Origin of the sequence: Streptomyces sp. NPDC093149 (assembly GCF_044754145.1) — a bacterium.
GTDB lineage: Bacteria > Actinomycetota > Actinomycetes > Streptomycetales > Streptomycetaceae > Streptomyces.
The window spans coordinates 112,774-134,821 of the sequence record NZ_JBIVON010000003.1; the positions used below are offsets into that span (position 1 = coordinate 112,774).

A 22,048-nucleotide genomic window follows, 5' to 3' on the forward strand; every position below is an offset into this window, starting at 1 on the left:
TGGTTTCGCAGGTGGAAGGAGGCTCGCCGTGACCGAGTCGCATACGTCTGTGCTGGTCGTCGGAGGCGGACCCGTCGGTCTGGCCCTCTCCTGTCTGCTGTCGGGCCACGGCGTGGATCACGTGCTGATCGAGGCCCATCCCGCGGCCTCGCGCCATCCCAAGGCCCGGGGCGTCTCGGCCCGGTCCATGGAGGTCTTCCGGCGTATCGGGCTGGAGGGAGTGGTCCGCGCCGCGGGGCTGCCGGCCGGGCAGGTCCACTTCTACCGGGGCCGCGATCTGGTCGACCCCGACTACGTCCGCACCGGTCTCGCCCAGGAGCCCGGCGAGGGCCCCGAGCACACGCCGTCGCCGGGCCTCATCTGCTCCCAGGACGTGTTGGAGCCCCTGCTGCTACGGCGCGCCGAGGAGCTCGCCGGCTCCCGGGTCCGGTTCGGTGCCCGTCTGGTGTCCTTCTCCGACGACGGCCTCGGCGTACAGTCCGTCGTCGAGGAACGGGCCACCGGCCGACGGTACGGCCTGCGGGCGGACTGGCTCGTCGGCTGCGACGGAGCCGCGAGCACCGTGCGAGCCGGGGCGGGGATCGCGATGAAGGGCCCGACCGGTCTGGGGCGGTACCTGAGTATCCGCTTTGAGGCACCCCTGGGCCGGGTGGTGGCCGACCGCGCCAGCGCCTCGTACTTCCTCACCGCCCCCGGGCGGGGCGGGTTCATGGCCGTCGACAACGACCGTCACTGGATCTACCAGTACCCCCTCGCCGCGGACGCGGGTGCAGGGGCGGATCCGAAGGACCACCGGGTCCTGGCCGGGCTCGTCCGTACGGCCGTCGGCATCCCTGACCTGGACGTGACGATCCGCGACACGATGACCTGGCGCATGAACGCCCAACTCGCCGACTCCTACCGAAGCTCACGCGTCCTGCTGGCGGGCGATGCCGCCCACGTCGTCCCGCCGACCGGCGGGCATGGCATGAACACCGGCATCGGTGACGCCGACAACCTCGCCTGGAAGCTCGCTGCCGTCACCGCCGGGTACGCCGGCGAGGCCCTGTTGGACACCTACGAGGCCGAGCGGCGCCCCGTGGCGCGTCAGGTCATCGACATCTCCACGGACAACGCGACGAACCGCGCCGGCTACCGCATCGACGACGAACTCCTCCTGACCGCCGCCTACCGCTCCGCCGCCGTCGTCCCCGACCCCGGGCCGGCCGGGGGCCACAGCACCCTGGATGCGGCCGGCTACCGTCCCGGCTGCCGACCGGGAGAGCGCGTACCCCACGTCCGCCTCACCCAAGGACCCGCGGACGTGACGTCCACCCTCGACCTCATCGGCCCCGGCTTCACCCTGCTCACAGCAGACGACGACCCTCAGTGGCAGCTGCAGGCCGAAGCCGTACGCCAGGCGGGGATCCCCCTCACCCTCCGGGCCGTCCGCACCGGTGCACAACAGGAGGCGGAGACCGGGCAGTGGGCACGCCTGATCGGCACCGACCACGCCGGAGCCGCGCTCCTGGTGCGCCCCGACGGGCACATCGCCTGGCGCGGCACCTGCCCGGCGGACCTGTCGACCCTTCCGGACCTCGTACGGCGCATCCTCGCGACACCGTGAACGCCCGCCGGGACGGCTCAGTCGACCCGATTTGCGGGAAACGACCGTCCTCCGAAGGGCGACACGCTCAAAGCGGGCCGCGTCGTCCGTGACCCGTGTCGCCCGGTACCCCGCCTCATACATCAGCTGGGACGTGCTTCAGCGCCCTGACCCGGCCACCGGAGGCCTCCGCAGCTGCCCGTGCATCGAGCGCCGCACCCACCTGCTGGAACTGCTCGCCGACCAGGGGCCGCCGACCCAGGCTGTCCCGGCCACGGACGACGCCGGGCTGGACGGCGACGTGCTGCGGACGGTGTCCGTCTCACACGTCCTCTCCGAGAAGCGGCGCCGCTTCTCGGAGAGGAGCGAAGGATCCGGGAGCGGATGGCTGAGCTGTCGGTCAGGGGGTCGGGGCGAATGTGTGGAGATGCTCGTGGATGAAGGAGCGGAGTGTCCTGGCGGGGCGGCCGAGGACGTTCTCGATGGTGTCGTTGGGGGACTCCGGGCGTGCGACGGCCAGTTGCTGGATCTCCACTACGTGGTCGGCGAGCCAAGGCGGCATATGTGCGGTCGACAGGAGATGGCTGCGAAACTCGCTCGGCGGCAGGTCGACGTGGCGGACAGGGCGGCCGGTCAGCTCACCGAGCAGACGGGCGAGCTCGGGATGACTGAAGGGCTGCGGGCCGGTCAGGGTGTACGTGACGCCGGCGAGGCCGGGGTGCAGGAGGATCTCGGCGGCGACGTCGGCGATGTCCCGGACGTCTATGTAGTTGCAGGGCGCCTCGCGCATCGCCCCGATGAGCACGCCCTGGGCGATCGCCGGGGCGTTCAGGAGCAGCTTCTGCATGAATGCGTACGGCCGGAGCAGCGTAGCCGTCATGCCGGTTGCCGCCAGGTGTTCCTCGACCCGCCAGTGGCCGCGGGAGACGGCCACCGGCGAGGCGGGCTCGGCTGCTGGGGCGGACAGCTTGACCACGTGCCGCACCCCGCACGCGGCTGCGGCGTCTATCACGTTGGTCTCCAGCTCGGCCTGGTGGGGGCTGTTGGCCATGGCGAGGAACAGTTGAGTGGAACCCTCGAACGCGGCGCGGAGCGTGCGGGGGTCCGCGGCGTCCGCGCCGACGGTCTCGACCGGCGTTCTCGCACCGGCGGCGACGCCCAGTTTGTCGGGGGTGCGGCTGACGGCGCGGCAGGGGACGTCGAGTTCGGTCAGCCGCCGGAGCAGCGCGCCGCCGGTGGCGCCGGTTGCGCCCACGATGGTGATCACAATGTGCCTTTCGTAGATGAAGGGTTCTGAGAAACGAGTGGGGAGGGCAGGGTCACCCTTGTTGCCGGGATGTCGTGCCGTGCCATCGCCAGGTGACGATGGCGGTGGCCAGGGCGGCCGACAACGGCAGGTCGATCCGTAGCCGCTCCAGCCATCCGGCATCAGGTACCGGTATGTGCGACGGCAGCCAATCGGACGCGAACCATCCGGCCAGGCCGCCGATTCCGGCCGCTGCAACGGTGAGCGCGAAGGCGAGTACCGGCCGTGGCGCCGAGGTCGTCCAGCGGAGGGGCCGGCCACGGCGGTGCAGCCACGCGCCGACGGCGCAGGCCACCAGGGCCGAGGTGACCCCGATGGAGGTGAAGGCAGCCGTGGTCAGTTCGGACTGGCCGCTGAGGACTCCGCCGAGCCCGGCGGTGAGCGCGGGGCCCAGGTAGGCGGTCGCGACTTCCTTCCAGAGGGTGAACGTGCGCGTGACGGTACCGCGTGGGGCGGTTCCGCGCGGGGGACTGCTCATGGGACTCCTCAAAAATAATTAGGAAGCTAACTATTGGGGCATGGTGAGTGATGCCGTCGGGTCGGCGGCCGCTCCTCGCGGAGCGCGGTGGCGCTATTCGGCGGTCAATGCGCCGATCCGCCGAGTGATCCGCTCCAGGAGGTCCAGGAACAGTCCGCGTTCGTCGGCGGTCAGTCCGCCGACGAGCGCCTCAAGGCGTGCGAAGTGGTCCGCGGCCATGTCACGCAGCTGCTGGGCGCCGCGCGCGGTGAGGACGACCACCGCACCCCGCCCGTCCTCCGTGGAGGCGCGGCGAGCCACCAGGCCCTCCCGTTCAAGCCCGCTGACCAGGCCGGTCACCGTGGCGCGCGAGACGCCAAGGCTCTTCGCGAGCTGTGACGGCGACTTCTCGCCGCCGCTGTCCTCGAGCTCCACGAGTAGGCGGTAGCGTCCGGTCGACAGCCCGGAGCGCGAGAAGTGTACTTCGGACGCCCGGTCCAGACGGGCCCCGGTAGCCATGAGCCGCACCGCGACAAGCACCGCCTGCGGGTCGGCATCAAGCCCGTACCGTTCGATCTGCTTCCGCGCCTGTTCGAGCGTGGGTGCGGCGCCGGGGTTCGCGTCCTCGTCACTCATGCGAAGTAATATGGGGGCTAACTATCCGCCAGTCAAGTTGTCGCGTCGCCACCGTGAACCAAGTGCGCCGCCGACGACACCTGTCGTGCCCGAAGGCGCGTCGATCCTCTTCGCCGACGGCGACGGTGTCTGGTCGCCCGGCTTCCACTCGTTCCGCCTTCGTGTCGAAGCCCCGGTCCGCCGTCTGCTGCTCTCCGTCCGCTGCCGCTGCCGCTGCCGCTGCCGCTGCCGCTGCCGCTGCCGGGCCGTCCGATCCGCGCCGACCCGCACCGCTCCACGCCTCGCTCCGCTCCTCGCCGTTGTGCAGCAAGGCTGTGACGGCGTGAGACGGCCCGGGGTATTCAGGGCCCGTGGATCCGTCAGGCTGTGGACACGGGCGGCCGGGCGTGCCGTCCCGTACTGCGCTGCTGCTGCCGGTGCACGACCCTTCGGACCAACGGCAGCAGCCCCAGCTATACCACCAGCATGACCGGAACGTTCGTGAAGTCGCCTACTACCAGGGCCGGAAGTGTGCACAGGGCTGCTCCGGCCGCTTCCTTGCCCCGCGTCACTAGTGTGGCGGGCAGGGCCTGCACAGCGTGGCGCCGGGCTCGGCTCAGGGCTGTGCCTCCCGCGTACAGGCCGTACGCGCCGCCGGAGAGCACCGCCAGGGCGAGCGCGCACACGAACGCCGGCTCCCCCTGTGGGGTGTCGGCGGTCTCCTGGGAGATCTTTCCCTGCCGTACCGCGGGCGCGTAGTCCCGCCAGAGGGTGACCATTACGTTGTCACCGGGGCGCAGGCGCTTGAGCAGCGGCTCCGAGGCGCCCATGTCGATGCTGCGGGGCACCTGCGTCGGGCCGTCCAGGTACAGCGTGTACTGCGATGACTTGGCTTGTTCCTTGATCACCGTGCGGGTCACTGTCGCGTCGTACGAGCGCAGGCAGTCGTCGCGGGGAGAGGACAGGGCAGTGCACGGGGTCGCGGTGCGAAACGCCTTCTCGTCCTCGATCAGGTCGGGTATGGCGGCCAGCCCCGTGACGCCGAGGAGGAGCATCGTGATGCCGAGCAGAGCCGCGCACAGCCCCCATCCGCGGTGCCAGACGGTACGGCGCCGCACAGCACCCGGCTCGGGCGGCAGGCTGAGGCGGTGGCCAACGCGCGGATCAGCGTGCGGCGTCATGAAGGCGTCCCCTTCTACGCCCCACCAGCGTGAGCACGGCCACGGAGACGGTCGCCGCGGCCCCCGTGGACAGCGCGTCCGCGACATACCGGCCCAGCTCCGGTCGCAGGACGTCGACAAGAGCGAACAGCACGACAGCCCCCGCGGGGCCCGCCGCGACCGCTGCCGGCCAGGAGCGGTGGCGCGCCCAGAACCACTGCACAAGCCCCAGCCCGATGAGGGGAGCCACGGACAGTTGCGGCTCGTCGAGGGCGGCGCTCACGGTGCAACCCAGGCCGCTGACCACCCAGCAGACCGCGGCCACGAGCGTCGCCTCGCTCCAGGAGATGGCCCGGTCCACTACGGCCGCCGCCCATTCACGGTCCGGGTCCGACGGCGTTCCCGCCACCGGGCGGCGCAGGCCGCCACGATCGAGCCGACCACGAGCGGCCCGGCGACCCAGCGCATCACGCTCGCCGGCCACCCCGGCTCTCCGCCTGCCATCAGGGTCATCGTCTCGACGACGAGAGAGATCCCCAGCAGGACAAAGCCGAGCCCCCAGGCGCGGACCACCCACACGGGCCCCTGGATCGGCTCCGGTGGCCGGCGAGGTCGGAACACGGCCCGCCAACCCAGCCACACGCAGCCCAGCCCCAAGGCCACGACGAGCAGGTCCACGGCCCTGTCGAACACCTCGGTCACGGCCCCGAGCATCCGCGCCTCCCTCTCCTGCTTCCCGCGGACCTCAGAACGCCAGACCGCCACCGGCTCATCATGATGACCGCCCAGACGCGCCCCCTCATCTACCGAGTACGGCAGACGGCCCGCGTGACTGCTTTCCGGCACCCGGCAATGTGGATGACGACAGCCCGGTCTTCGTACGCTTCAAGCAGCCTCGGCTGCGGCGACACTTGCCCCGTCCTGCCCGGCCGCCGCTACTCCGTACCCGACGCAGCACGACGCCGATCCTGAACTCGACGAGCGGCACATGGATCGAAGTGCTTTCCGCCAACACGTCCGGTCGGTCACCCAGAGGCGCAGAAACCGCCTCTCGGTCACCCAGAGGCGCAGAAACGCCTCACCCTGGCCAGACTCATCGTCCTGTCGGCCTCGGCGGACGACACCCGGGACAAGCGGCCGACCCAGCAGCAGGCAGCAGTACAGGGCCTCGTGGCGTGGATCGGCTGGGCAAGCACTGCCCAGTAGCCGATCGGGGTTCGCTCAGTCGAGGAGGTCGTACTCCCCGGGCGTCCAGTCGGCGAACAAGGTGATCGCCTTCTCTTTCTCGGTGCGTTCCGGTGCATCGAAGGTGGCCGGCCACCAATTCTCGACGTGGTGGGCGTCAACGAGGACGGATTCGCGGTACCCGTCGAAATCGCCGGGGTCCTCGGCGATACCGATGTGGATGGGTGTGTCGTCGGGCAGGTCTTTGATCGCTTCGCGGAGCTGTGCGGCGTTCCATACCTGCGGGGCGTGGTCAAAGGTTTCGGCCATTGGCTCAGGATGCAGGACCGGGCCGGGGGTTCTGGTGATGACACGGCTGTACCTCGGGCCAGAGCGCTGATCCGGGGTACAGGGGGCCGGGGTGAAGAACATGTCACCGGAGGTGGGTGAGCCCAGCCGCAGCACACGGCTCCGGGCCGGTCAGGCGACGTCGCCCTGTACCCGTAGCTGGGCCTGCAGGAGTACACAGCGTTCCTCGTTTGCCGCGGTTCGGGCGGTCAGCCACCTGGCGAGGTCGGGGCGGTCGGTGCGGGGGCAGACGAGGTGGTGGCTGATCCGGCAAGTCTGCCCCGGCCGAGGTTCAGTGTCCTGGGAGTTCCAGGCGGTGCCGTCCGGGTCGATGTGCCAGCGCTGTCGGGGCGGGATGGTGTGCGCGGCAAGGGGTTCGGGGTCTTCGGGCTCGAGGCGGATCCACTGTCGGTAGTGGGTGGGGTGGATGTCGCCGGCAAGTCCGCAGTCGGGGCAGGCGGGTGCGGGTTCGGGGCCGGGGATGGCGCCGTCATCGCGGCCTTGGGCGTCGTCGATGGCTTGCTGGAGTTCGGCCCACACTTGGGCGGTCTGCGGTGTTCCGGTGTCCCCCATGCTTCACAGGGTCCGGGCGGGCCGTCAGCGCGGGTAGGGCGTGATCCGGTCGTGCCGGGTGGGGGAGAACCTGCCTGGCGTGCTCACAGGCGCCACACGGGGCTCGTATGGGCGCAGGGGGCGCGGCCGGGTGGGCCGGAACGGTCACTTAGTGGTCGAGTTCGTAAGTCCTTCGGGGGTTGATCACGCCGCCGGCGCGACGGAGGATTCTTCTTGATGATCGGCGGTGTGCCGGTCGAGTCCGGCCGGTAGATCGTCCAGGTCGGAGGTGGTGAACTTCCACTGGAACGGCTGTGCTGTGGCGTTGCAGCGGTCTTCGAATGCTCGGAGCCGGTTCTCGGCCTGGGCAAGGTCGGTGAGATCGTTGGGTGTGACCACCTTGCGCTGGACGACGGAGAAGTAGATCCCCACCTGGTTCAGCCAGGAGGCGTGCACGGGGGTGTGGACCATCACCGCGTTCGGGAATGTTGCCGTGAGGCGGTCGGCGGCCTTCTGCCCACGGTGGGCGGAGCCGTTGTCCGCGACCCGGAACACGCGTTTCGCGCTGGCGTAGGGCGCGCGGGTCATGACCTGGGTGACCAGGTTCATGAACGGGTCGATGCAGGTGCGCGGCTCGGTGCGGCCGGACACCTTCGACCGGTGGACGTCGTAGGCGGCGAGGTAAGGCCAGGGCGCCGCCGCGTCCGTGGGTGTGGTTGACGCGCATGGCGCGGGCCTGGCCGGGGGCGAGGGTGGGGTGGCAGCGGCAGCGGGCCTGGATGGAGGTCTTCTCGTCGGCGCTGATGGCGTACTCGTCGGCGTCGAGCGGGGTGCCCTGCCAGGTGCGGGCGTACAGGTCCAGCACACGCTGGGCTTCGGCGCGGAAGTCGGGGTCGGTGATGAAGATCCAGGAGTGGTGCTGCCAGGGCTTGAGCGCGTCGTCGGCCAGCCAGCGGCGCACGGTGGACGCCGACACGAACGCAGCGATGCCCTGCCGGGTGGCCCCATAGGCCCGTTCCGGGCATGACCAGCGGGACAGCGGCACTCCGCTCTCGGCGGGCAGCCGGCAGGCCAGCGCCTTGACCTCGGCGACTTGCAGCGGTGTGAACACCGGCGGGCGGCCGCAGCGTTGACGGTCTTTGAGCCCGGGCAAGCCCTGTTCGGCGAACCGTCCAGGCCAGCGGCGCACGGTGTCCAGGTGCAGCCCCGTCTCTTGGGCGATACGCGCGTTGGAGCGTTCGCACGCGGCGTGCAGCACCACCTGTGCACGCCCCCGCAGCCGGTGCTCGGTCTTGTGGCCGTAGGCCATCGTCTTCAGTCGCGCGCCTTCGGCGGCACTCGGGGCTATCGGACAGGCAGTGCGGAGGGGTATGGCGGGCGAGCCGATCGGCCGAAGCGGATCACTGGCGAGCCGCAGCTTTCCCTGCCCGCCGTGGCAGTGGAGCCCAGGCATCGCGGCGGTCAGCGGGCGCCCGAGCTGGGACTGACCAGATCACTCCGTCACGGGCAGGCACTCGGCGAGCAGGTCGACGACGTCGCGCCAGGCTCGCTGTGCGTGCTGTGGGTGGTAGCCGACGCCGGGGACCGTGGGGTGGTCGACCGGTGGGTGGTGGAAGGCGTGAAGGGCGCCGCCGTAGACCGCGAGGCGCCAGTCGACGCCCGCTGCCTGCATCTCAGCGGTGAACGCGTTCCGTTGCGCGGGTGGCATGATCGGGTCTTCCGACCCGACCCCGGCCCATACCGGGCAGCGAATGCGCGCCGCCTCGCCCGGTCGGCCCGTGGTAGTTGCGTTGACTGTCCCGATCGCGCGCAGGTCGACGCCGTCGCGCCCGAGTTCCAGCACGATCGCGCCCCCGGTGCCGTAGCCGATACCGGCGATCCGGTCGGGGTCGGTCCGCGGTTCGGCGCGCAACACGTCGAGCGCCGCGTGGCCGATGCCTCGCATCCGGTCGGGGTCGGCGAGCAGTGGCAGGCAACGGGCCAGCATCTCCTCGGGGTCACCCAAATAGCGCCCGCCGTGAAGGTCGAAGGCCAGCGCTATGTATCCCAGTTCGGCGAGAGCATCGGCCCGGTGGCGCTCGACGTCGCTGAGCCCCATGCCCTCTGGTCCGAGCAGCACCGCGGGCCGGCGGCCGACACCGGCCGGGAGCGCGAGGTGCCCGACCATCGTCAGACCGTCGGCCGGGTACTGGACCGTGCGCGTGGTAATCGTCGTCATGAGATTGGACTGTAGTGATCGTCGAGTCCGGTCGGGCCGGGGTTCGCCGCTGGCAGAACAGCGCGGGTGTCCCTCTGAAATGCGGCGGTGGCTCACAAGATCCGTCACAACTCCCGTTCCCACGGCAACACCTGCCCCGGCACCACGCACGACACAGGTTCCGGAGTCAACCCCCGAAGGATTTACAGAGCCGACCACTTAGACCGGCCGGCAAATGGGGGGGGAAGAAGGAGCGGGGCTGGGTGCGTGCGTCTGCAAGGCGGAGGAGGGAGGCAACGCGGAGCATTGTTGACCGACGACAACGCCGCAGATGTGCGTGCCCAGCCCCGCGACGCCGCCCCCCAATTGCCGGTCGGTCTTAGCGGCGGGTTTTCTGCGGCGTGACCCTGGGGGCGTTATGGATGTCGGGCCGGTCCTGCTTGCTGGTCAAGATCCGACGTCCGGGCTCGCTCTTGATGCCGAGGGCCTGCAGACGCCGCCGCATGGTAGGGACGGCTGCACCTGAGAAGAAAGGCTGTCTCCTGAACCGTCATGAACTCCTGGTTCAGGTCGGCCGGCTCTTCAGGTCGGCCGTACCTCTCGTGTGTGTCCCAGCCGAGCTCCCAGCGTCCGCCTCAGCATCGGCGGGCTGAGCGCGTCGGTGAGGGGCAGAACTGGCGCGTTCCGGCTCGCCTTCCTGCGGAACCGGCCGGGCCGTGGCGACGCGTTGTGCCAAGCGTGTGCACATTCTTCACGGTTCCACGGCCCGGTCACTTTCGCCGCCGGTTCTGTCCCGGCCGGCCTCAGCCCACAGCCTTCTTGACAAGCGCGCTGATGCGCTCTTCGTCGGCCGCGGTCAGCTCCCTCACCGCGTAGGCGGTCGGCCACATGGCGCCGTCGTCGAGTGCCGCCTGGTCGCTGAAGCCGAGCGTGGCATACCTCGACTTGAATTTCTCCGCACTCTGGAAATGGCAGACGACCTTGCCGTCTCTGGCGTACGCGGGCATCCCGTACCAGAGCTTGGGCGCGAGGGACGGAGCGGCGGTCTTGATGATCTCGTGGATCCGCTCGGCGAGGACGCGGTCCGCCTCCGGCATCTCGGCGATCTTCGCGAGCACGTCCCGCTCCGCCGCCGCCTCCTTCTCCGCCCGGGACGAACCGCGCCGCGCCGCCGCCTTCTTCTCCTCGCGTGCGTGCTCCTTCATCGCGGCCCGCTCCTCGGCGGTGAATCCGTTGTACTTCTCGGTGGTCGTTCCGGAGTCCTCGGCGGGCGACTTCGTGGACGGCATGGGGCAGGTTTCCTCTCGTGCAGGATCAGGCGGGGCGGGGCTGTGGGGGCCGGGAGTCAGGACGGTGTGTGGGCGAGCGGCGCGGCAGCCTCCCAGGCGAAACCGTCCGGGTCGGTGAAGGTGTCGGCGGTGCTGCCGAGGACGATGCGGTGCGAGCCGGTGCCGTCGGCGGGGACGCCGAGGTCCTTGGCAAGGGCACGATGCTTGTACAGCGCCAGCTTGACGGGGCTGGACTGACCGGGGGCGAACTCGGTGTACTTGCCACCGAAGCTCTTGGCGACGGTCAGGCCCCGGCCGACGTAGAACTGCTTGGTGGCCTTCACGTCCTCGACGCCGAGCAGGAGGACGATCTCGTCGATCTCGCGGGTGGCGGGGCCGGTGTCCTTCTTCGCCGAGGTCGCGATCTTCCAGATCGTCCCGTCCGGGGCCTGGACGACGCCGCCGTAGCCCCACAGCGACTTCGCGGCGGGCTTCAGCACCGTGGCGCCGGCGTCCACGGCGGCACCGACGAAGCTGTCGACGGTGGCCGGCCCGGACACCGTGAGCGCCAGGGCGAAGCCGCGGAATCCGGTGGAGTGTGCCTCGGACGCCCGCAGGCGTATGTACGTGTCCACGCCGAAGGCGCTGTAGAAGCGGCGGGCGGCCTCGGGGTCGGCCACCTCAAGGGTGACGGACGCGAGGGACGTGTTGGCTGCGGTGGAAGTGGTGGTTGCCATGACCATCACGCTAGGGGCTGAGCGGCCGCCGGGGCTTCTCGAATCCTGACCGGTCTTGAGACTTGCTTCGCCACGCACGCCGGCATCCCCTCCACCTCGATCGCCGACCCCGCCTCGCGGGCCGTACCCGCAACATCGGCATGGTCGGCCGCCACGCCCGCCGCCTGGCGCCGGAAGACCCCGGGCGGCATGCCGACCAGCTCGGTGAAACGGGTGGTGAACGTGCCCAGCGACGCGCAGCCGACCGCGAAGCAGACCTCGGTGACGCTGAGATCGCCCCGCCGCAGCAGCGCCGTCGCCCGCTCGATGCGACGCGTCATCAGGTACGCGTACGGCGACTCACCGTAGGCGCCCCGGAACTGCCGGCTCAGGTGCCCGGCGGACATGTTCACATCACGGGCGAGCGCCTCCACGTTCAGCGGCTGCGCGTATTCCCTGTCGATCCGGTCGCGGACGCGGCGCAGCCGCGTGAGATCAGCCAGGCGCTGCGCCTGGACGCGTGCACGCCGCCATTCAGGCTTACACATGAGAACCGTCCCCTTTGTTTTTCATCTTCCATTTCCATCGACGTCTTCGGGCGTCTGGGGGTGCCCCGCCTCGGCAGGCACCCCCAGACGCCCGGTGGCGCGGACCGGCCCGCCGGGCTCGATCGGCCGGTCGAGCAACTGCCGGACAGCAGCAGGACGGAGTCCGGGCTCATGGCCGGTTCGACGAGGACCCGGACCCGGCCCTGGCGGGCGACGGGCAGGGCAGAAACTTCCGCCCCGGTGCGCCGCCGCGTTTCTCATGGTTGGTCGCGATGTCGGCCCGCACGGCCGCATCGGCACCCGCACGGCTCAGCGCAGCTCCTGGATGCGGACCAGGTTGCCCGCGGGGTCACGGAACGCGCAGTCGCGGACGCCGTACGGCTGCTCGGTCGGCTCCTGGACGACCTCGGTGTCACCGGCCTGCACCTTCTCGAACGTGGCGTCGAGGTCCGGGGTGGCCAGCAGAACCCAGCCGTAGGTGCCCTTGGCCATCATCTCGGTGATCACGCGGCGCTCGTCCTCGGTGATGCCGGGATCGGCGGCAGGCGGCGCCAGAAGGATCGATGTGCCCGGTTGACCGGCCGGGCCGACCGTGATCCAGCGCATCCTGCCCTGCCCGACATCGCTGCGGACCTCGAAGCCGAGGACGTCGCGGTAGAAGGCGAGCGACGCGTCCGGGTCGTCGTGCGGAAGAGAAGTCGTGTGAATGGTGATGTCCATGGCGAGCAGGCTAGAGGCGGCTTTGTGAGCCACGCTTCTCGATTCCTGATCGATCCGGACACGCCCGGACGTTGACGGCATGTCACGCGGAGCGAGCTCGCCTCCCGCGACAGTGCACCCGACACCCCGTCAGCCGCCCTCCCGGGGAGCTGGTCCGCGCCGCCTCGGCGCCCTTCGGGACGGAGACCTTCTCGTGCCGGGCGGCAGCCAGGACCCGGTCCCGCTCTCGCTCGGCCTGCTCCAGCCGCCACGCGGCCCGCCGTACCCGCGCCGACGCACGCCAATCGCGGCGGAACTTCTTCAACCACTCCGTCACCCGCGACAGCCTGCCACCCTGCCCGACACCACTCGTAGATGTTCAGGAAACTGAAGCCCGTAGCGGTGATCCTGCCCGGATACGGCCTTGGGGAACATCGGTACAGCGGGCACGGACGCCGACCTGGACCCGAGCTCGCCGGAATACGCTCGCGCCGGCCACGAGGTCGCCACTGGTCGGTTCATCCACCACGCCGACCACGGTTGCCGATACACGTCCGTCAATCTCACAACACGCCTGGTCAGGGCCGGAATCCAGGGATCCAAGGGCTCGGTCGGGAAATCGTTCGACAACGCCCTGGCGGAGAAACTCGGGATGCTGGTCAAGACTGAGTGCATCCGCGGTCGTGTTTTAGCCGCCAGAGCCGAGGCCGATCGCGCGCTCTCCGAGTGCACCGACGGCTTCCACACCCCCCCGCCGCATCCAGGAACGGCTCGGCTACCTCAGTCCCATCGAGTTCGAGGAGATGCACTACGCCGACCAGGCAGTGGCCGAGCCAGTTCACCTGAAACTCCGTCAACCCCCTCTGACCAGCCAGTCAGCACCTCCCGCGCAGAGGGAACCTCACTCCCAGTAAGGACTGTCATGCAAGCCATCATTGCTCGGGATCGTGACGCCGGTCCCGCAGGGCTGTCCCTGTCGGACATGCCCTACCCCCACGCGGCCGAGAACGACGTCATCGTGCGGGTGCACGCCGCGGGCTTCACCCCCGGAGAGCTCGACTGGCCGGGCACCTGGACCGATCGCGCGGGCCGCGACCGGACGCCGAGCGTGCCCGGACACGAGTTGTCGGGTGTCGTCGAAGAGCTGGGGTACGGCACCACCGGCCTGAGCGTCGGCCAGCGGGTGTTCGGCCTGGCCGACTGGGCCCGCAACGGCACGCTCGCCGAGTACACCGCGGTGGAAGCCCGAAACCTCGCTCCGTTGCCGGCGGACATCGACCACACGGTGGCCGCCGCGCTGCCGATCTCCGGGCTGACCGCCTGGCAGGGCCTGTTCGACCACGGCCGCCTCACCACGGGCCAGACCGTCCTGATCCACGGCGCCGTCGGCGGCGTCGGCTCGATTGCGGTGCAGCTCGCCCGCGAGGCCGGCGCCCGCGTCATCGGCACCGGCCGGTCCGCCGACCGGGACCGGGCGCTCGCCCTGGGCGCCGACACCTTCCTGGACCTGCAGACGGAGAAGCTGGAGGACGCCGGTGCGGTCGACGTCGTGTTCGACGTGATCGGCGGGGACATCCTCGACCGGTCGGCCACCCTGGTGCGCGCGGGTGGCACGCTCGTCACCATCGCCATGCCGCCCAACGTCCAGCCCAAGGACGGGCGGGCGGTCTTCTTCGTGGTCGAACCCGACCGCGCCCGGCTCACCGACCTCGCCCAGCAGCTCAGGGACGGCCGGCTCAAGCCGGTCGTCGGTGCGGTGCGACCACTCGCCGAAGCACCCGCCGCATTCGCCCCCGCCACGCGCATCCCCGGCAAGACGATCATCCGGGTCACCGATTCCTAATGCCGTTTGTCGAGCCGTTCTGGTTGGGTGCGTGGGGGTTCAGTCGGTCGATGTCTCGCACCTCTCGATCTTTGTAGCGACTGATCGGCGTTGCAGCCCGTCGGCAATGAGCTCCATCTCGACCAGCGTGCCAACCAGGCCGGTCTCTTGGAGCGCGCCGGCCATCACCCGTGCCCGGCCCAGGGACAGGTGGAGCATTTCGCGCAGGACTCGCAAGACGGGGACGAGGCTCGACTCGTCGTCCGCGAGGCGAAGCCGTGCGGGCCCGTGCTCTGCCAGCAGGGCATTCCTGATCTCGTCAGGCGTCGCTCCGCCTGTGTCCTGCTCGCACCATCCGTTGGGGCAGGCAGTGCATGGGCCTTCGGTGCCCCACCACAACTGCCCGTGGTCGATGCTCTGGCCGACGTCGAGTATCAGCACGCCACCGCAGTCGTCGCACCGCGCCGTGACCTTTACTCCTTGAGTGATCACCGGGCCCCTCACCGTCGGATGCCGCAAGCGGATACTCCCGCAGGCCTGCCCGCCTGTCGACCGTCACCGCTGACCCGGCAGATCGGCTGTACGACAGAGGCGTCACGCTGCAAGCGCCGCCGGCGGCAGGGGCTCATAGGTCCGTCCGTCGCGTAGAAGGACCCGGAGGACGTTGACGCGACGGCGGGTCAGGGCGAGGACGGCCTGGGTATTGCGCTTGCCCTCGGCTCGCTTGCGGTCGTATATCCGCCGGGGCTCCTTGCGCCTTCGGATGCTGAACAGCGCCGAGGTGCAGAAGGCGCGCCGGAGTCTGCGGCTGTATCGCTGAGGGCGCCGCAGATTCCCGCTGATCTTGCCGGATCCGCGGGGAACCGGGCGACTCCGCCGAAGCCGGCGAGGCGGTCGGGGGCGCCGAAGGCACTCACCGGGCCGCCCTGTGGCCGGACGGGACGGCGGCCGTCGTCCTGCTCGGGCTCGTCCGACGGGCAGACATCACGTTCGTCGGCCTCGACGCGGCACAGGCCCTGTGGGGAGACGGACTGGGCGACGCCTTCGCCGTACGGGACCTGCTGCCGGAACCGCGCATTCTCGTCGTCAAGGACGGACCGCGGGCGGCCACCGCCTGCGACGGATCCGACGTCCACACCGTGCCCGCGCCCAGGGTCGCAGTCGTCGAACCGGTGGGCGCCGGTGACGCGTTCGCGGCCGGGTTCCCCGTCGGGCTGCTGCGCGGCGAGGTCACCGTACGGATACTGCGGCTGGGGCACCTCACGGCGGGCGCCGCGTTGCGTGTGACCGGCGGCCACGGCCCGCTGTCGGACCGCGCCCGCCTCGCCGCGCTGCTGGACACGACTCCCGAGGAGTGGGCGGGAGGCGGGTGACCTGGACGCAGTTTCCCGGATCTCTCGACGTGAGTGGGGTGTTGGGGCTCCGACGCCGCGGATCACGAAGGGCGCCATGCGGTGGAGTGCGGCATCAACCGTCCCAAGCGCCATCGAGCAGCGGCAACGAGGTGCGACAAGCCCGCCGTCCGCCACGAGGCGACCGTGCTGGTCGCGGCCCTCGACGAATGACTGCGACCAGCACGGTGGCGGGGACCTCGCGACGCTGGGACGAGCTCAGGGCTGGTGACACATCACTCGATTCCGAGGGGTCCGATGCCCAGGTCCTCACGCATGAGGCGACGCATCTGCGCCATGGCCTTGCGTCGCCGCTCTATCAGGGGCGCGTCGTCGGCGGAGCCGACAGCCACTCCACGGGCATAGGCGTCGCGGATCGCGCGCAGGCAGTGGAACGCCTCGTTCCCCGCCACCACGACCTGCGGCGGGCCCACGAGCCAGAGGCGCTCGCTCGCCGTGTAGATGCCGGTGCCGCGCACGGCCTCCCGCACCGCCGCGTCGCGTGCCGACTCGGACATGTGGTCGCCCAGGGCGACGGCCCGTATCTCCTCACCCGCGGCTTTGAGGGCGGAAACATACTCCGTGTAAACCTCGCGCCGTACTTCCAGAGCATGCCTGGCTTCCTCCCGCCGCCCCCGGTTGCGGTCGGCGATCAGAGTGGCTGCGATGCCGATGACGGCACCGGTCAGTGTGGAGAGCAGGGGCGTCCAGTCCATGTCTCGCAGCTTGTCCAAACCGGTGCGCCGGCACCAGCGGATTTCGCTACGAATGACTGTGAACAGCACTTTCGAAAAACGCCTCAGGGCGCGTATCGAGTCGTGATCAACCGCGGATTGCGGTTGGCGGCGGAGGTGAGTCGGTAGATCCCGACCCAGCCGTCCGCGCTGCGGACCAACCGCCTGGTGCACGATGGAGAGTGGAGCAGGCTGTGAGCGCTTCGGCCTTCGCCATCCAGAGGGAGGGCGATGTCAGACCGCGCCGATACGGTCATGCCATGAGAGCTACAGGAACGTTCACTGTCAAAGCGTTCGTACCGACTGAGCTGAAACCGGACCCGGCTGTGTCCACCGGGCTTCCGGTGGGTGTCGCGACGATGGAGAAGCACTTCGAAGGCGCGATTGCCGGTCGCTCGGCGACCCTGTTCACCGCTGCCTTCGACCAGACGACCGGCGTGGGCACCTATGTGGCCATGGAATCGTTCGAAGGCTCGCTGCGCGGCCGGGCCGGCGCCTTCAACTTCGTGCACTCGGCGACGACGTCCGGCAGCGATCGCACTGCGGAGTTCTTCACCATCGTGCCCGCGAGCGGCACGGAAGAGCTGGCCGGGATCTTTGGTGCCGGAGGAATGGCCGTCGACGCCGATGGAACGCATCGGATCTGGTTCGACTACGAGTTGGAAGTGGGTCGATGACAGGCAAAGCGAATGAAGCAAGGGCTGTCGGCCTGCGCATGTACGAGGCATTCAATGGCCGGGACCTGGCCGCCCTGGAGACGATCCTCGCACCGGACTTCGTGAGTCACCCGCTGAGAGCGGCTGGTATCGCGGCTGTCGCAGATGCCTGGGCCAGGATGTTCGCAGCCCATCCCGACATTCAGGTCTCCGTCGAGGACATGCTTGTGGACCGCGACCGGGTCGCCGTCCGTTCGGTGCTGCGCGGGCTTTCGAACTCCGTGCTGAACGGCGCGGAGCCTGCATCCACCATGATGGAGATCTTCCGAGTTCAGCACGGCCTGATCGCCGAGTTGTGGGGGCTGTCCAGTCTCGCCAGGCCGGCTGACGGGATACGGGACAGCGCTTAGGGAGCGCACCCGGGGGTCTTGTCATAGCGGGTGGCGATGCCTCGCCATGCCGTCATTCCGTTGATCGTGCGTTCGATTGTGTTCCGTTCCTTGTAGTGCTCGGTGTCATGGTCGACGGGCCCGCCGTCCCTGCTGCCCTTCATCTTCCGGTTGGCAGCCTGATCCTTCTTCTCCGGGACGACCGCCTCGATGCGGCGCTTCCGCAGGTGGGCGCGATTACCACGAGAGAAGTGGGCCTTGTCTCGGGCGACCGCGTCAGGCCGGGTGCGGGGACGGCCGCCAGGCCCGCGCACCCGCACCTTCTTCCGGACGGGGACGGACTGCGGGCCGTCCGCCGCCTGTCCCACAGTCAGCAGCAATGCCGGCGGGCGGCACTTGGGTGCATCAATCAGGCTCCCTGCGTTCGCTCCACACGCGGGGCTGCGGCGTTGGCGTAGCGCCGGGCGAGCGTGGTGCAGGCCTGGCGGAGGGCTGGCGGGCTGATGGCGTGCATGTCCGCGTCGAAGCGGCCCAGGTCGGCGGCGAGTGCGGTCCAGGACCAGGACCCGGTGATGAGCCGGCATCGTGCGAGGCCGAGGGGTTCGACTATGCCGTCGGAGGTGTAGGGGATGACCTCTGTGGCGGGGAGATCCAGGGTTGCCTCGCCTTGGCAGGGCCAGGTGGCGTCGGTGCCATCGGATCCGCGGAACCGGCTGGTGACGAACGAAGCGATGTCTTGGCCCGGCACCTGGCGTGGGGTGAAGCGCGGGCCCGTTGGAGTACGTGGGGTCGTGCGGTCGGTGCGGAAGGTTCGCCAGTCGTCGCGGTCGAGGTCCCAGGCCAGCAGGTACCAGTGGGTGCGCCAGGCCACGAGGTGATGTGGCTGCACACGGCGTTGCTGCGGTGCGGCGTCGAGGTGCGGGGTGTAGTCCAGGCGTAGTTCTTCGCGGCGCCGGATCGCGGTGCTCAAGGTGGTGAGCAGGTCAAGAGCCTTGGTGGCCGAGGTCTCCTGTTCGGGTGGGCGGAGGGTGGTGAACCGGAGTGCGTCGATGCGCTGCCGTAGGCGCGGGAGCAGTACGTGACGGATCGTTGCGAGTGCGCGGTCGGCGTCCTCTGCGATCGCGGGGTGGGCGGTGCTCTGCAGGGCGACGGCCAGAGCGATGACCTGTTCGTCGTCGAAGAGCAGCGGAGGCAGATGCGTTCCGGGCTGCAGGCGGTATCCGCCGGCGGGCCCTTTGGCCGCTGCGATGGGGTAGCCCAGGGCGCGTAGTCGGCCGACGTCGCGGCGAACGGTGCGCACGGTCACCTCCAGCCGCTCGGCCAGGTCCTCTCCGCTCCATTCCCGGCGGGTCTGGAGCAGGGAGAGCAGTGTGAGGAGCCGCGAGGACGTTTTCTGCATGTCTTCATGATGACCGAAGTAGAGGACACAAGCTGTCCTCTATGGGTGGCACGGTATATCCCAGATCACGGATCAGGGCATTTCGCCCCGTCGTGACTGTGATCGTTTCAGTCGGCACATATCAGGCTAGGAGCAGGCCATGTCCGTCACCACCACCACGCATCTGAACTTCCGCGGCGCTGCCCGCGAAGCGCTGGACTTCTACCGGTCCGTCTTCGGCGGGCGTGCCGTCGTTGTGACCTACAAGGACGCCGGCAACGTCCAGAACGAGAGCGAGGCGGACCAGGTCATGTGGGGCGAGGTGGTCGCCGACAACGGCTTCCACGTCATGGCCTACGACGTCCCCTCGGCGATGCCGTACGAACAGGGCGCCAACCCGTTCTTCGTGTCCGTGCGCGGCGAGGACGCCGATGAGATCAGCGCCCTGTGGCAGCGTCTGGCCGACGGCTCGAAGGTGCTGCGTCCACTGGAGCCCGCGGCGTGGGCGCCGCTGTACGGCATGCTCACCGACCGCTTCGGCGTGACCTGGGTCCTGGACGTCACTGCCCCCTACAACGGCTGACCCACCCGGGGCGGGCACCCTGCGGTACCCGCCCCGCCCGCTTCTCGGCATCAGTGACGCCGACTGCAGTCGGTACATATGGGAAGTGAACGCTGCTGTCTTCCGCCTACCCCGGAGCCCGTGAACGAACTGATCGCCGGATCAGGGCGAGAACCGCTGAAGTGGCATGAGTGACCAGGACCTCTCGGTAGCAGTTGCGGTGCCGAAACCCAAGGGCTGTCCCGCAGCCCTCGTCAGGACGGAAGGGCCCCGAGCTGGCGCAGTTGCGCGAGGACGTCGACGATGCCCCGGATCTCGGCGATCCGCCCGCCGGCGAAGCGGAAGATGAAGATCTCGTTGTAGGTGACGGTCTTTCCGGTGGGCGGCAGCCCCTGGTACTCGCCCCGGTGGGTCCCGGTCACCGTGTTCCTGGAGACGACCTTGTCGCCCTCCGCGATCGTCTCCTCGACGGCAACGTGGATGTCGGGGAACGCGCTCAGGAGCACCTCCCACACCCGCTTCAGGGCCTCTGCTCCCGTCGCGTCCATCGGTACCGGCGCGTGGAAGAGCATGTCCGGTGCGACGAACTCGTCGATGGCCTTCGAGATGACTTCCAGGTCGCCGCTGTTCACGGCGGAGTGGAATCGGTCGAGTGTCGCTGCGTTGCTCGTTGCCCGGGCTGTCGACATGCGGTCTCTCCTCTGGTCTGTTCCTTCGCCGCGCGCTGGACGGTGTCTCAGCAGTACGGCTTCTCCGCAGTAGGACGACACACCCCCCGGGAATGTGACGCGATGCGAGTAGCGGCCTGGCTCCCACGATTCGTCAGCAACGAATGAGGAGTCGGTGCCGGTCTCGATGATGTCGTCGCCGAAGGCGACGCGGTCGACGACGGCCGCGCAGAGGCGGGACCCGGCAGCTCTCTGAGCGTGGTCCGAGCCGCCGCGCGGGTCAGCGACTCGGCATGCAGCATGCAGCTGCCCCGCCGGCCGGCGCATCCCGATTGGCCCCTGCCGGGAATCAAGCGGAGGTGGTCTCAGTACCAGTGGCTGACCGCTGTTCTCCGAGGCCGTCCTCGTGCATGAAGCGATCGCTATTATGGCTGCCCATCACATAGCGACCTGGTACTGGACATGAGGACCCCGTGACCGTATCTCCTGCCCAGCCGAAGGATCCTGGCTCGCAGTCCAGTCCGTGGAAGGGCTGTGGGTGCCTGCTGACCCTGGGAGCCTGCGGCGTCCTGCTGGTGGGTTTGCTCGTGGCCGCCCTCCTTGGTTGGTTCAGCGGGGGGACGCCCTCCGCCGCCAAGGTCGGCGACTGTGTGCAGAACAAGGGCACGGAGAGCGAGCCCGACGTCCACGTCCTCGCCTGCTCGGATCCGAACGCACAGTACAAGGTGCTGAAGAGCAAGACCTACGGTAAGCCGGCCGACTGCTTCGGCGTCCCTGGTGTGGTTGCCAACTACTACGAGAGCGGCACCGAACATGTCCTGCTCTGCCTGGGCAAGAACGGCTGAGCCTCCATCGGAGCCGGCTACCGGACTTCGACCCGCGCCCGCGGGGGCCTCGCCCCCGATCAACTCATCGATCTGAGCCCTGCCTCTACGGACTGCACACGTCCTGCGGCTGCATTTCTCCCAGGAAGATGAAGGCTCCGGGCACTGCTCCATACGTGCGCACGCCCCCCGTACACGGACATATCTGCGCACGCAATGCCTGAAACGCAATAAATTGGCGTGACATGTCACAGGCCCGCTGAAGGAGATCTCGTGAATGTCGGGCTGATCAACGGCCTTCCTGGCCATCCCCTCTTCGTTCACGGCGCAGTGGTGCTGGTCCCCCTGACGGCGTTGGCACTCGTCGTCTGCACGCTGTGGCCATCGGCGGCGCGTCGGCTCGGCTGGGTGCTGCCTGTACTGGGGCTGATCACCCTTGCCTTGGTGGTGCTGACCACCCAATCCGGCGAGTGGCTGGAGGCGCGGGTGCAGGGGGGTGCGCTGCTGGAGGAGCACGCCGAGATGGGCTCCGGGCTCACTCCGTGGGTGATCGCCCTGCTCGTGCTGACGGTCATCGTCTGGCTGCTCAGCCGGGCCGGCTCCCGCTGGGAGCGTGGCCGCAGCGGTGCGGCCGACGGCCCCGCCGAGAGCTGGGTGTCGGCCGTGGCTCGGCCGGCCTCTTCCGTTGCGGTGCGCGTCGCGGTGCTGGTGATCGTCCTGGTGGTGGCCGTCGGCGCGGTCGTGGACGTGTATCGGATCGGTGAATCGGGTGCGAAGGCGGTCTGGTATGGCAGTTTCTCGACGAGCGGGTCCGGCGGCAGGGGGTGATGCGGCAGCAGTCGTGCTGGTGGCAGCCCGGCCGGCCGGGTGGCGTGGCGACCGGACGGACGTCAGGGGGCCGCGCCGAGGGTGGTCACACTGGACGAACCGGCTCTTACCCGGGCCGGAGGTTTGGGCGAACCCCGTGACGCTCGACGTGTGAGCACCGGCCACGGCCACTACGCGATGT

The 22,048-nt window shown here is 69.5% G+C and carries 25 protein-coding genes and 4 pseudogenes; 8 read left to right on the top strand and 21 right to left on the bottom strand.

What is annotated here, in order from left to right:
* Positions 1-28: 28 nt before the first annotated feature.
* Positions 29-1,606: an FAD-dependent monooxygenase gene (locus tag ACIQCZ_RS11010; protein ID WP_402281421.1), complete on the top strand. Its 1,578-nt coding sequence runs from the start codon at positions 29-31 to the stop codon at positions 1,604-1,606.
* A 379-nt stretch (positions 1,607-1,985) separates the two neighbouring features.
* Here the strand turns inward: ACIQCZ_RS11010 and ACIQCZ_RS11015 are convergent, their stop codons facing one another.
* The 15 genes and pseudogenes from ACIQCZ_RS11015 to ACIQCZ_RS11085 form a co-directional block, all read right to left on the bottom strand.
* Positions 1,986-2,840, bottom strand: a complete 855-nt coding sequence (locus ACIQCZ_RS11015; RefSeq protein ID WP_402281423.1) for an NmrA family NAD(P)-binding protein — start codon at positions 2,838-2,840, stop codon at positions 1,986-1,988.
* Positions 2,841-2,904: 64 nt separating this feature from the next.
* Positions 2,905-3,369 (bottom strand): hypothetical protein, encoded by a 465-nt coding sequence (locus ACIQCZ_RS11020; protein WP_402281425.1) that lies wholly within the window; start codon positions 3,367-3,369, stop codon positions 2,905-2,907.
* A 93-nt stretch (positions 3,370-3,462) separates the two neighbouring features.
* Positions 3,463-3,984: a MarR family winged helix-turn-helix transcriptional regulator gene (locus ACIQCZ_RS11025; RefSeq protein ID WP_402281427.1), complete on the bottom strand. Its 522-nt coding sequence runs from the start codon at positions 3,982-3,984 to the stop codon at positions 3,463-3,465.
* Between the two features lie 452 nt (positions 3,985-4,436).
* Positions 4,437-5,144, bottom strand: a complete 708-nt coding sequence (locus tag ACIQCZ_RS11030; RefSeq protein WP_402281428.1) for a hypothetical protein — start codon at positions 5,142-5,144, stop codon at positions 4,437-4,439.
* Complete coding sequence (locus tag ACIQCZ_RS11035; protein WP_402281430.1) at positions 5,128-5,484, bottom strand: hypothetical protein; 357 nt, start codon at positions 5,482-5,484, stop codon at positions 5,128-5,130. Before ACIQCZ_RS11035 ends, ACIQCZ_RS11030 begins: the two co-directional genes overlap by 17 nt.
* Positions 5,484-5,837 carry a hypothetical protein gene (locus ACIQCZ_RS11040; protein ID WP_402281432.1) on the bottom strand — a complete coding sequence of 118 codons (354 nt, stop codon included), beginning with the start codon at positions 5,835-5,837 and terminating at the stop codon, positions 5,484-5,486. Before ACIQCZ_RS11040 ends, ACIQCZ_RS11035 begins: the two co-directional genes overlap by 1 nt.
* Positions 5,838-6,344: 507 nt before the next feature.
* A complete protein-coding gene (locus tag ACIQCZ_RS11045) occupies positions 6,345-6,617 on the bottom strand; it encodes a DUF6225 family protein (RefSeq protein ID WP_402281434.1) in 273 nt (90 codons plus the stop codon).
* 150 nt (positions 6,618-6,767) lie between these two features.
* Positions 6,768-7,208, bottom strand: coding sequence for a DUF6083 domain-containing protein (locus ACIQCZ_RS11050; protein WP_402281435.1), 441 nt, complete (start codon positions 7,206-7,208; stop codon positions 6,768-6,770).
* Positions 7,209-7,391: 183 nt separating this feature from the next.
* A complete protein-coding gene (locus ACIQCZ_RS11055) occupies positions 7,392-7,838 on the bottom strand; it encodes a hypothetical protein (RefSeq protein ID WP_402282183.1) in 447 nt (148 codons plus the stop codon).
* Between the two features lie 355 nt (positions 7,839-8,193).
* Positions 8,194-8,640 (bottom strand): annotated as a pseudogene (locus ACIQCZ_RS11060) (helix-turn-helix domain-containing protein); the annotation flags it as partial.
* 39 nt (positions 8,641-8,679) lie between these two features.
* Positions 8,680-9,405, bottom strand: coding sequence for a dienelactone hydrolase family protein (locus ACIQCZ_RS11065; RefSeq protein WP_402281438.1), 726 nt, complete (start codon positions 9,403-9,405; stop codon positions 8,680-8,682).
* 782 nt (positions 9,406-10,187) lie between these two features.
* Complete coding sequence (locus ACIQCZ_RS11070; RefSeq protein ID WP_402281440.1) at positions 10,188-10,673, bottom strand: iron chaperone; 486 nt, start codon at positions 10,671-10,673, stop codon at positions 10,188-10,190.
* A 56-nt stretch (positions 10,674-10,729) separates the two neighbouring features.
* Complete coding sequence (locus ACIQCZ_RS11075; protein ID WP_402281441.1) at positions 10,730-11,395, bottom strand: glyoxalase; 666 nt, start codon at positions 11,393-11,395, stop codon at positions 10,730-10,732.
* A complete protein-coding gene (locus ACIQCZ_RS11080; RefSeq protein WP_402281443.1) occupies positions 11,395-11,916 on the bottom strand; it encodes a helix-turn-helix transcriptional regulator in 522 nt (173 codons plus the stop codon). Before ACIQCZ_RS11080 ends, ACIQCZ_RS11075 begins: the two co-directional genes overlap by 1 nt.
* 309 nt (positions 11,917-12,225) lie before the next feature.
* Entirely contained in the window at positions 12,226-12,636 is a 411-nt protein-coding gene (locus tag ACIQCZ_RS11085) for a VOC family protein (protein ID WP_402281445.1), read from the bottom strand.
* 901 nt (positions 12,637-13,537) lie between these two features.
* Between ACIQCZ_RS11085 and ACIQCZ_RS11090 the strand changes: the two genes are divergently transcribed.
* On the top strand, positions 13,538-14,458 hold the full coding sequence (locus ACIQCZ_RS11090; protein ID WP_402281446.1) for an NADP-dependent oxidoreductase: 921 nt from the start codon (positions 13,538-13,540) through the stop codon (positions 14,456-14,458).
* A gap of 39 nt (positions 14,459-14,497) precedes the next feature.
* Here the strand turns inward: ACIQCZ_RS11090 and ACIQCZ_RS11095 are convergent, their stop codons facing one another.
* Both ACIQCZ_RS11095 and ACIQCZ_RS11100 read right to left on the bottom strand, forming a co-directional pair.
* Positions 14,498-14,878: a hypothetical protein gene (locus ACIQCZ_RS11095; RefSeq protein WP_402281447.1), complete on the bottom strand. Its 381-nt coding sequence runs from the start codon at positions 14,876-14,878 to the stop codon at positions 14,498-14,500.
* Positions 14,879-15,031: 153 nt separating this feature from the next.
* Positions 15,032-15,363, bottom strand: a pseudogene (locus ACIQCZ_RS11100) (transposase); the annotation flags it as partial.
* On the opposite strand from ACIQCZ_RS11100, the pseudogene ACIQCZ_RS11105 reads away from it, so the two are divergent.
* Positions 15,352-15,810: pseudogene (locus ACIQCZ_RS11105) on the top strand (PfkB family carbohydrate kinase); the annotation flags it as partial. The pseudogenes ACIQCZ_RS11100 and ACIQCZ_RS11105 sit on opposite strands and share 12 nt — an antisense overlap.
* A 254-nt stretch (positions 15,811-16,064) precedes the next feature.
* On the opposite strand, the gene ACIQCZ_RS11110 reads toward ACIQCZ_RS11105, so the two are convergent.
* On the bottom strand, positions 16,065-16,544 hold the full coding sequence (locus ACIQCZ_RS11110) for a hypothetical protein (RefSeq protein ID WP_402281449.1): 480 nt from the start codon (positions 16,542-16,544) through the stop codon (positions 16,065-16,067).
* 278 nt (positions 16,545-16,822) lie between these two features.
* Between ACIQCZ_RS11110 and ACIQCZ_RS11115 the strand changes: the two genes are divergently transcribed.
* Both ACIQCZ_RS11115 and ACIQCZ_RS11120 read left to right on the top strand, forming a co-directional pair.
* Positions 16,823-17,239, top strand: a complete 417-nt coding sequence (locus tag ACIQCZ_RS11115) for a DUF3224 domain-containing protein (protein WP_402282143.1) — start codon at positions 16,823-16,825, stop codon at positions 17,237-17,239.
* Entirely contained in the window at positions 17,236-17,628 is a 393-nt protein-coding gene (locus ACIQCZ_RS11120) for an ester cyclase (protein ID WP_402281451.1), read from the top strand. Before ACIQCZ_RS11115 ends, ACIQCZ_RS11120 begins: the two co-directional genes overlap by 4 nt.
* An 11-nt stretch (positions 17,629-17,639) precedes the next feature.
* On the opposite strand, the pseudogene ACIQCZ_RS11125 reads toward ACIQCZ_RS11120, so the two are convergent.
* Positions 17,640-18,005 (bottom strand): annotated as a pseudogene (locus ACIQCZ_RS11125) (IS5/IS1182 family transposase); the annotation flags it as partial.
* 11 nt (positions 18,006-18,016) lie between these two features.
* The gene (locus tag ACIQCZ_RS11130) at positions 18,017-19,006 is read right to left on the bottom strand and encodes a helix-turn-helix transcriptional regulator (RefSeq protein ID WP_402281452.1); all 990 of its coding nucleotides are present in this window, start codon (positions 19,004-19,006) and stop codon (positions 18,017-18,019) included.
* A 139-nt stretch (positions 19,007-19,145) separates the two neighbouring features.
* On the opposite strand from ACIQCZ_RS11130, the gene ACIQCZ_RS11135 reads away from it, so the two are divergent.
* Complete coding sequence (locus ACIQCZ_RS11135; protein WP_402281453.1) at positions 19,146-19,568, top strand: VOC family protein; 423 nt, start codon at positions 19,146-19,148, stop codon at positions 19,566-19,568.
* 233 nt (positions 19,569-19,801) lie between these two features.
* Here the strand turns inward: ACIQCZ_RS11135 and ACIQCZ_RS11140 are convergent, their stop codons facing one another.
* Positions 19,802-20,236 carry an ester cyclase gene (locus tag ACIQCZ_RS11140; protein WP_402281454.1) on the bottom strand — a complete coding sequence of 145 codons (435 nt, stop codon included), beginning with the start codon at positions 20,234-20,236 and terminating at the stop codon, positions 19,802-19,804.
* Positions 20,237-20,688: 452 nt separating this feature from the next.
* Between ACIQCZ_RS11140 and ACIQCZ_RS11145 the strand changes: the two genes are divergently transcribed.
* Together ACIQCZ_RS11145 and ACIQCZ_RS11150 are read left to right on the top strand one after the other, a co-directional pair.
* Positions 20,689-21,060: a hypothetical protein gene (locus ACIQCZ_RS11145; protein WP_402281455.1), complete on the top strand. Its 372-nt coding sequence runs from the start codon at positions 20,689-20,691 to the stop codon at positions 21,058-21,060.
* Between the two features lie 252 nt (positions 21,061-21,312).
* Positions 21,313-21,867 carry a DUF2231 domain-containing protein gene (locus tag ACIQCZ_RS11150; RefSeq protein WP_402281456.1) on the top strand — a complete coding sequence of 185 codons (555 nt, stop codon included), beginning with the start codon at positions 21,313-21,315 and terminating at the stop codon, positions 21,865-21,867.
* Positions 21,868-22,048 lie beyond the last annotated feature (181 nt).

Bases quoted from the DNA above. Each gene is read 5' to 3' on its own strand.
- ACIQCZ_RS11050 (WP_402281435.1), bottom strand. From the start codon at position 7,208: ATGGGGGACACCGGAACACCGCAGACCGCCCAAGTGTGGGCCGAACTC.
- ACIQCZ_RS11040 (WP_402281432.1), bottom strand. From the start codon at position 5,837: ATGCTCGGGGCCGTGACCGAGGTGTTCGACAGGGCCGTGGACCTGCTC.
- ACIQCZ_RS11140 (WP_402281454.1), bottom strand. From the start codon at position 20,236: ATGTCGACAGCCCGGGCAACGAGCAACGCAGCGACACTCGACCGATTC.
- ACIQCZ_RS11045 (WP_402281434.1), bottom strand. From the start codon at position 6,617: ATGGCCGAAACCTTTGACCACGCCCCGCAGGTATGGAACGCCGCACAG.
- ACIQCZ_RS11030 (WP_402281428.1), bottom strand. From the start codon at position 5,144: ATGACGCCGCACGCTGATCCGCGCGTTGGCCACCGCCTCAGCCTGCCG.
- ACIQCZ_RS11135 (WP_402281453.1), top strand. From the start codon at position 19,146: ATGTCCGTCACCACCACCACGCATCTGAACTTCCGCGGCGCTGCCCGC.
- ACIQCZ_RS11110 (WP_402281449.1), bottom strand. From the start codon at position 16,544: ATGGACTGGACGCCCCTGCTCTCCACACTGACCGGTGCCGTCATCGGC.
- ACIQCZ_RS11065 (WP_402281438.1), bottom strand. From the start codon at position 9,405: ATGACGACGATTACCACGCGCACGGTCCAGTACCCGGCCGACGGTCTG.
- ACIQCZ_RS11130 (WP_402281452.1), bottom strand. From the start codon at position 19,006: ATGCAGAAAACGTCCTCGCGGCTCCTCACACTGCTCTCCCTGCTCCAG.
- ACIQCZ_RS11075 (WP_402281441.1), bottom strand. From the start codon at position 11,395: ATGGTCATGGCAACCACCACTTCCACCGCAGCCAACACGTCCCTCGCG.
- ACIQCZ_RS11120 (WP_402281451.1), top strand. From the start codon at position 17,236: ATGACAGGCAAAGCGAATGAAGCAAGGGCTGTCGGCCTGCGCATGTAC.
- ACIQCZ_RS11080 (WP_402281443.1), bottom strand. From the start codon at position 11,916: ATGTGTAAGCCTGAATGGCGGCGTGCACGCGTCCAGGCGCAGCGCCTG.
- ACIQCZ_RS11085 (WP_402281445.1), bottom strand. From the start codon at position 12,636: ATGGACATCACCATTCACACGACTTCTCTTCCGCACGACGACCCGGAC.
- ACIQCZ_RS11020 (WP_402281425.1), bottom strand. From the start codon at position 3,369: ATGAGCAGTCCCCCGCGCGGAACCGCCCCACGCGGTACCGTCACGCGC.
- ACIQCZ_RS11070 (WP_402281440.1), bottom strand. From the start codon at position 10,673: ATGCCGTCCACGAAGTCGCCCGCCGAGGACTCCGGAACGACCACCGAG.
- ACIQCZ_RS11115 (WP_402282143.1), top strand. From the start codon at position 16,823: ATGAGAGCTACAGGAACGTTCACTGTCAAAGCGTTCGTACCGACTGAG.
- ACIQCZ_RS11025 (WP_402281427.1), bottom strand. From the start codon at position 3,984: ATGAGTGACGAGGACGCGAACCCCGGCGCCGCACCCACGCTCGAACAG.
- ACIQCZ_RS11090 (WP_402281446.1), top strand. From the start codon at position 13,538: ATGCAAGCCATCATTGCTCGGGATCGTGACGCCGGTCCCGCAGGGCTG.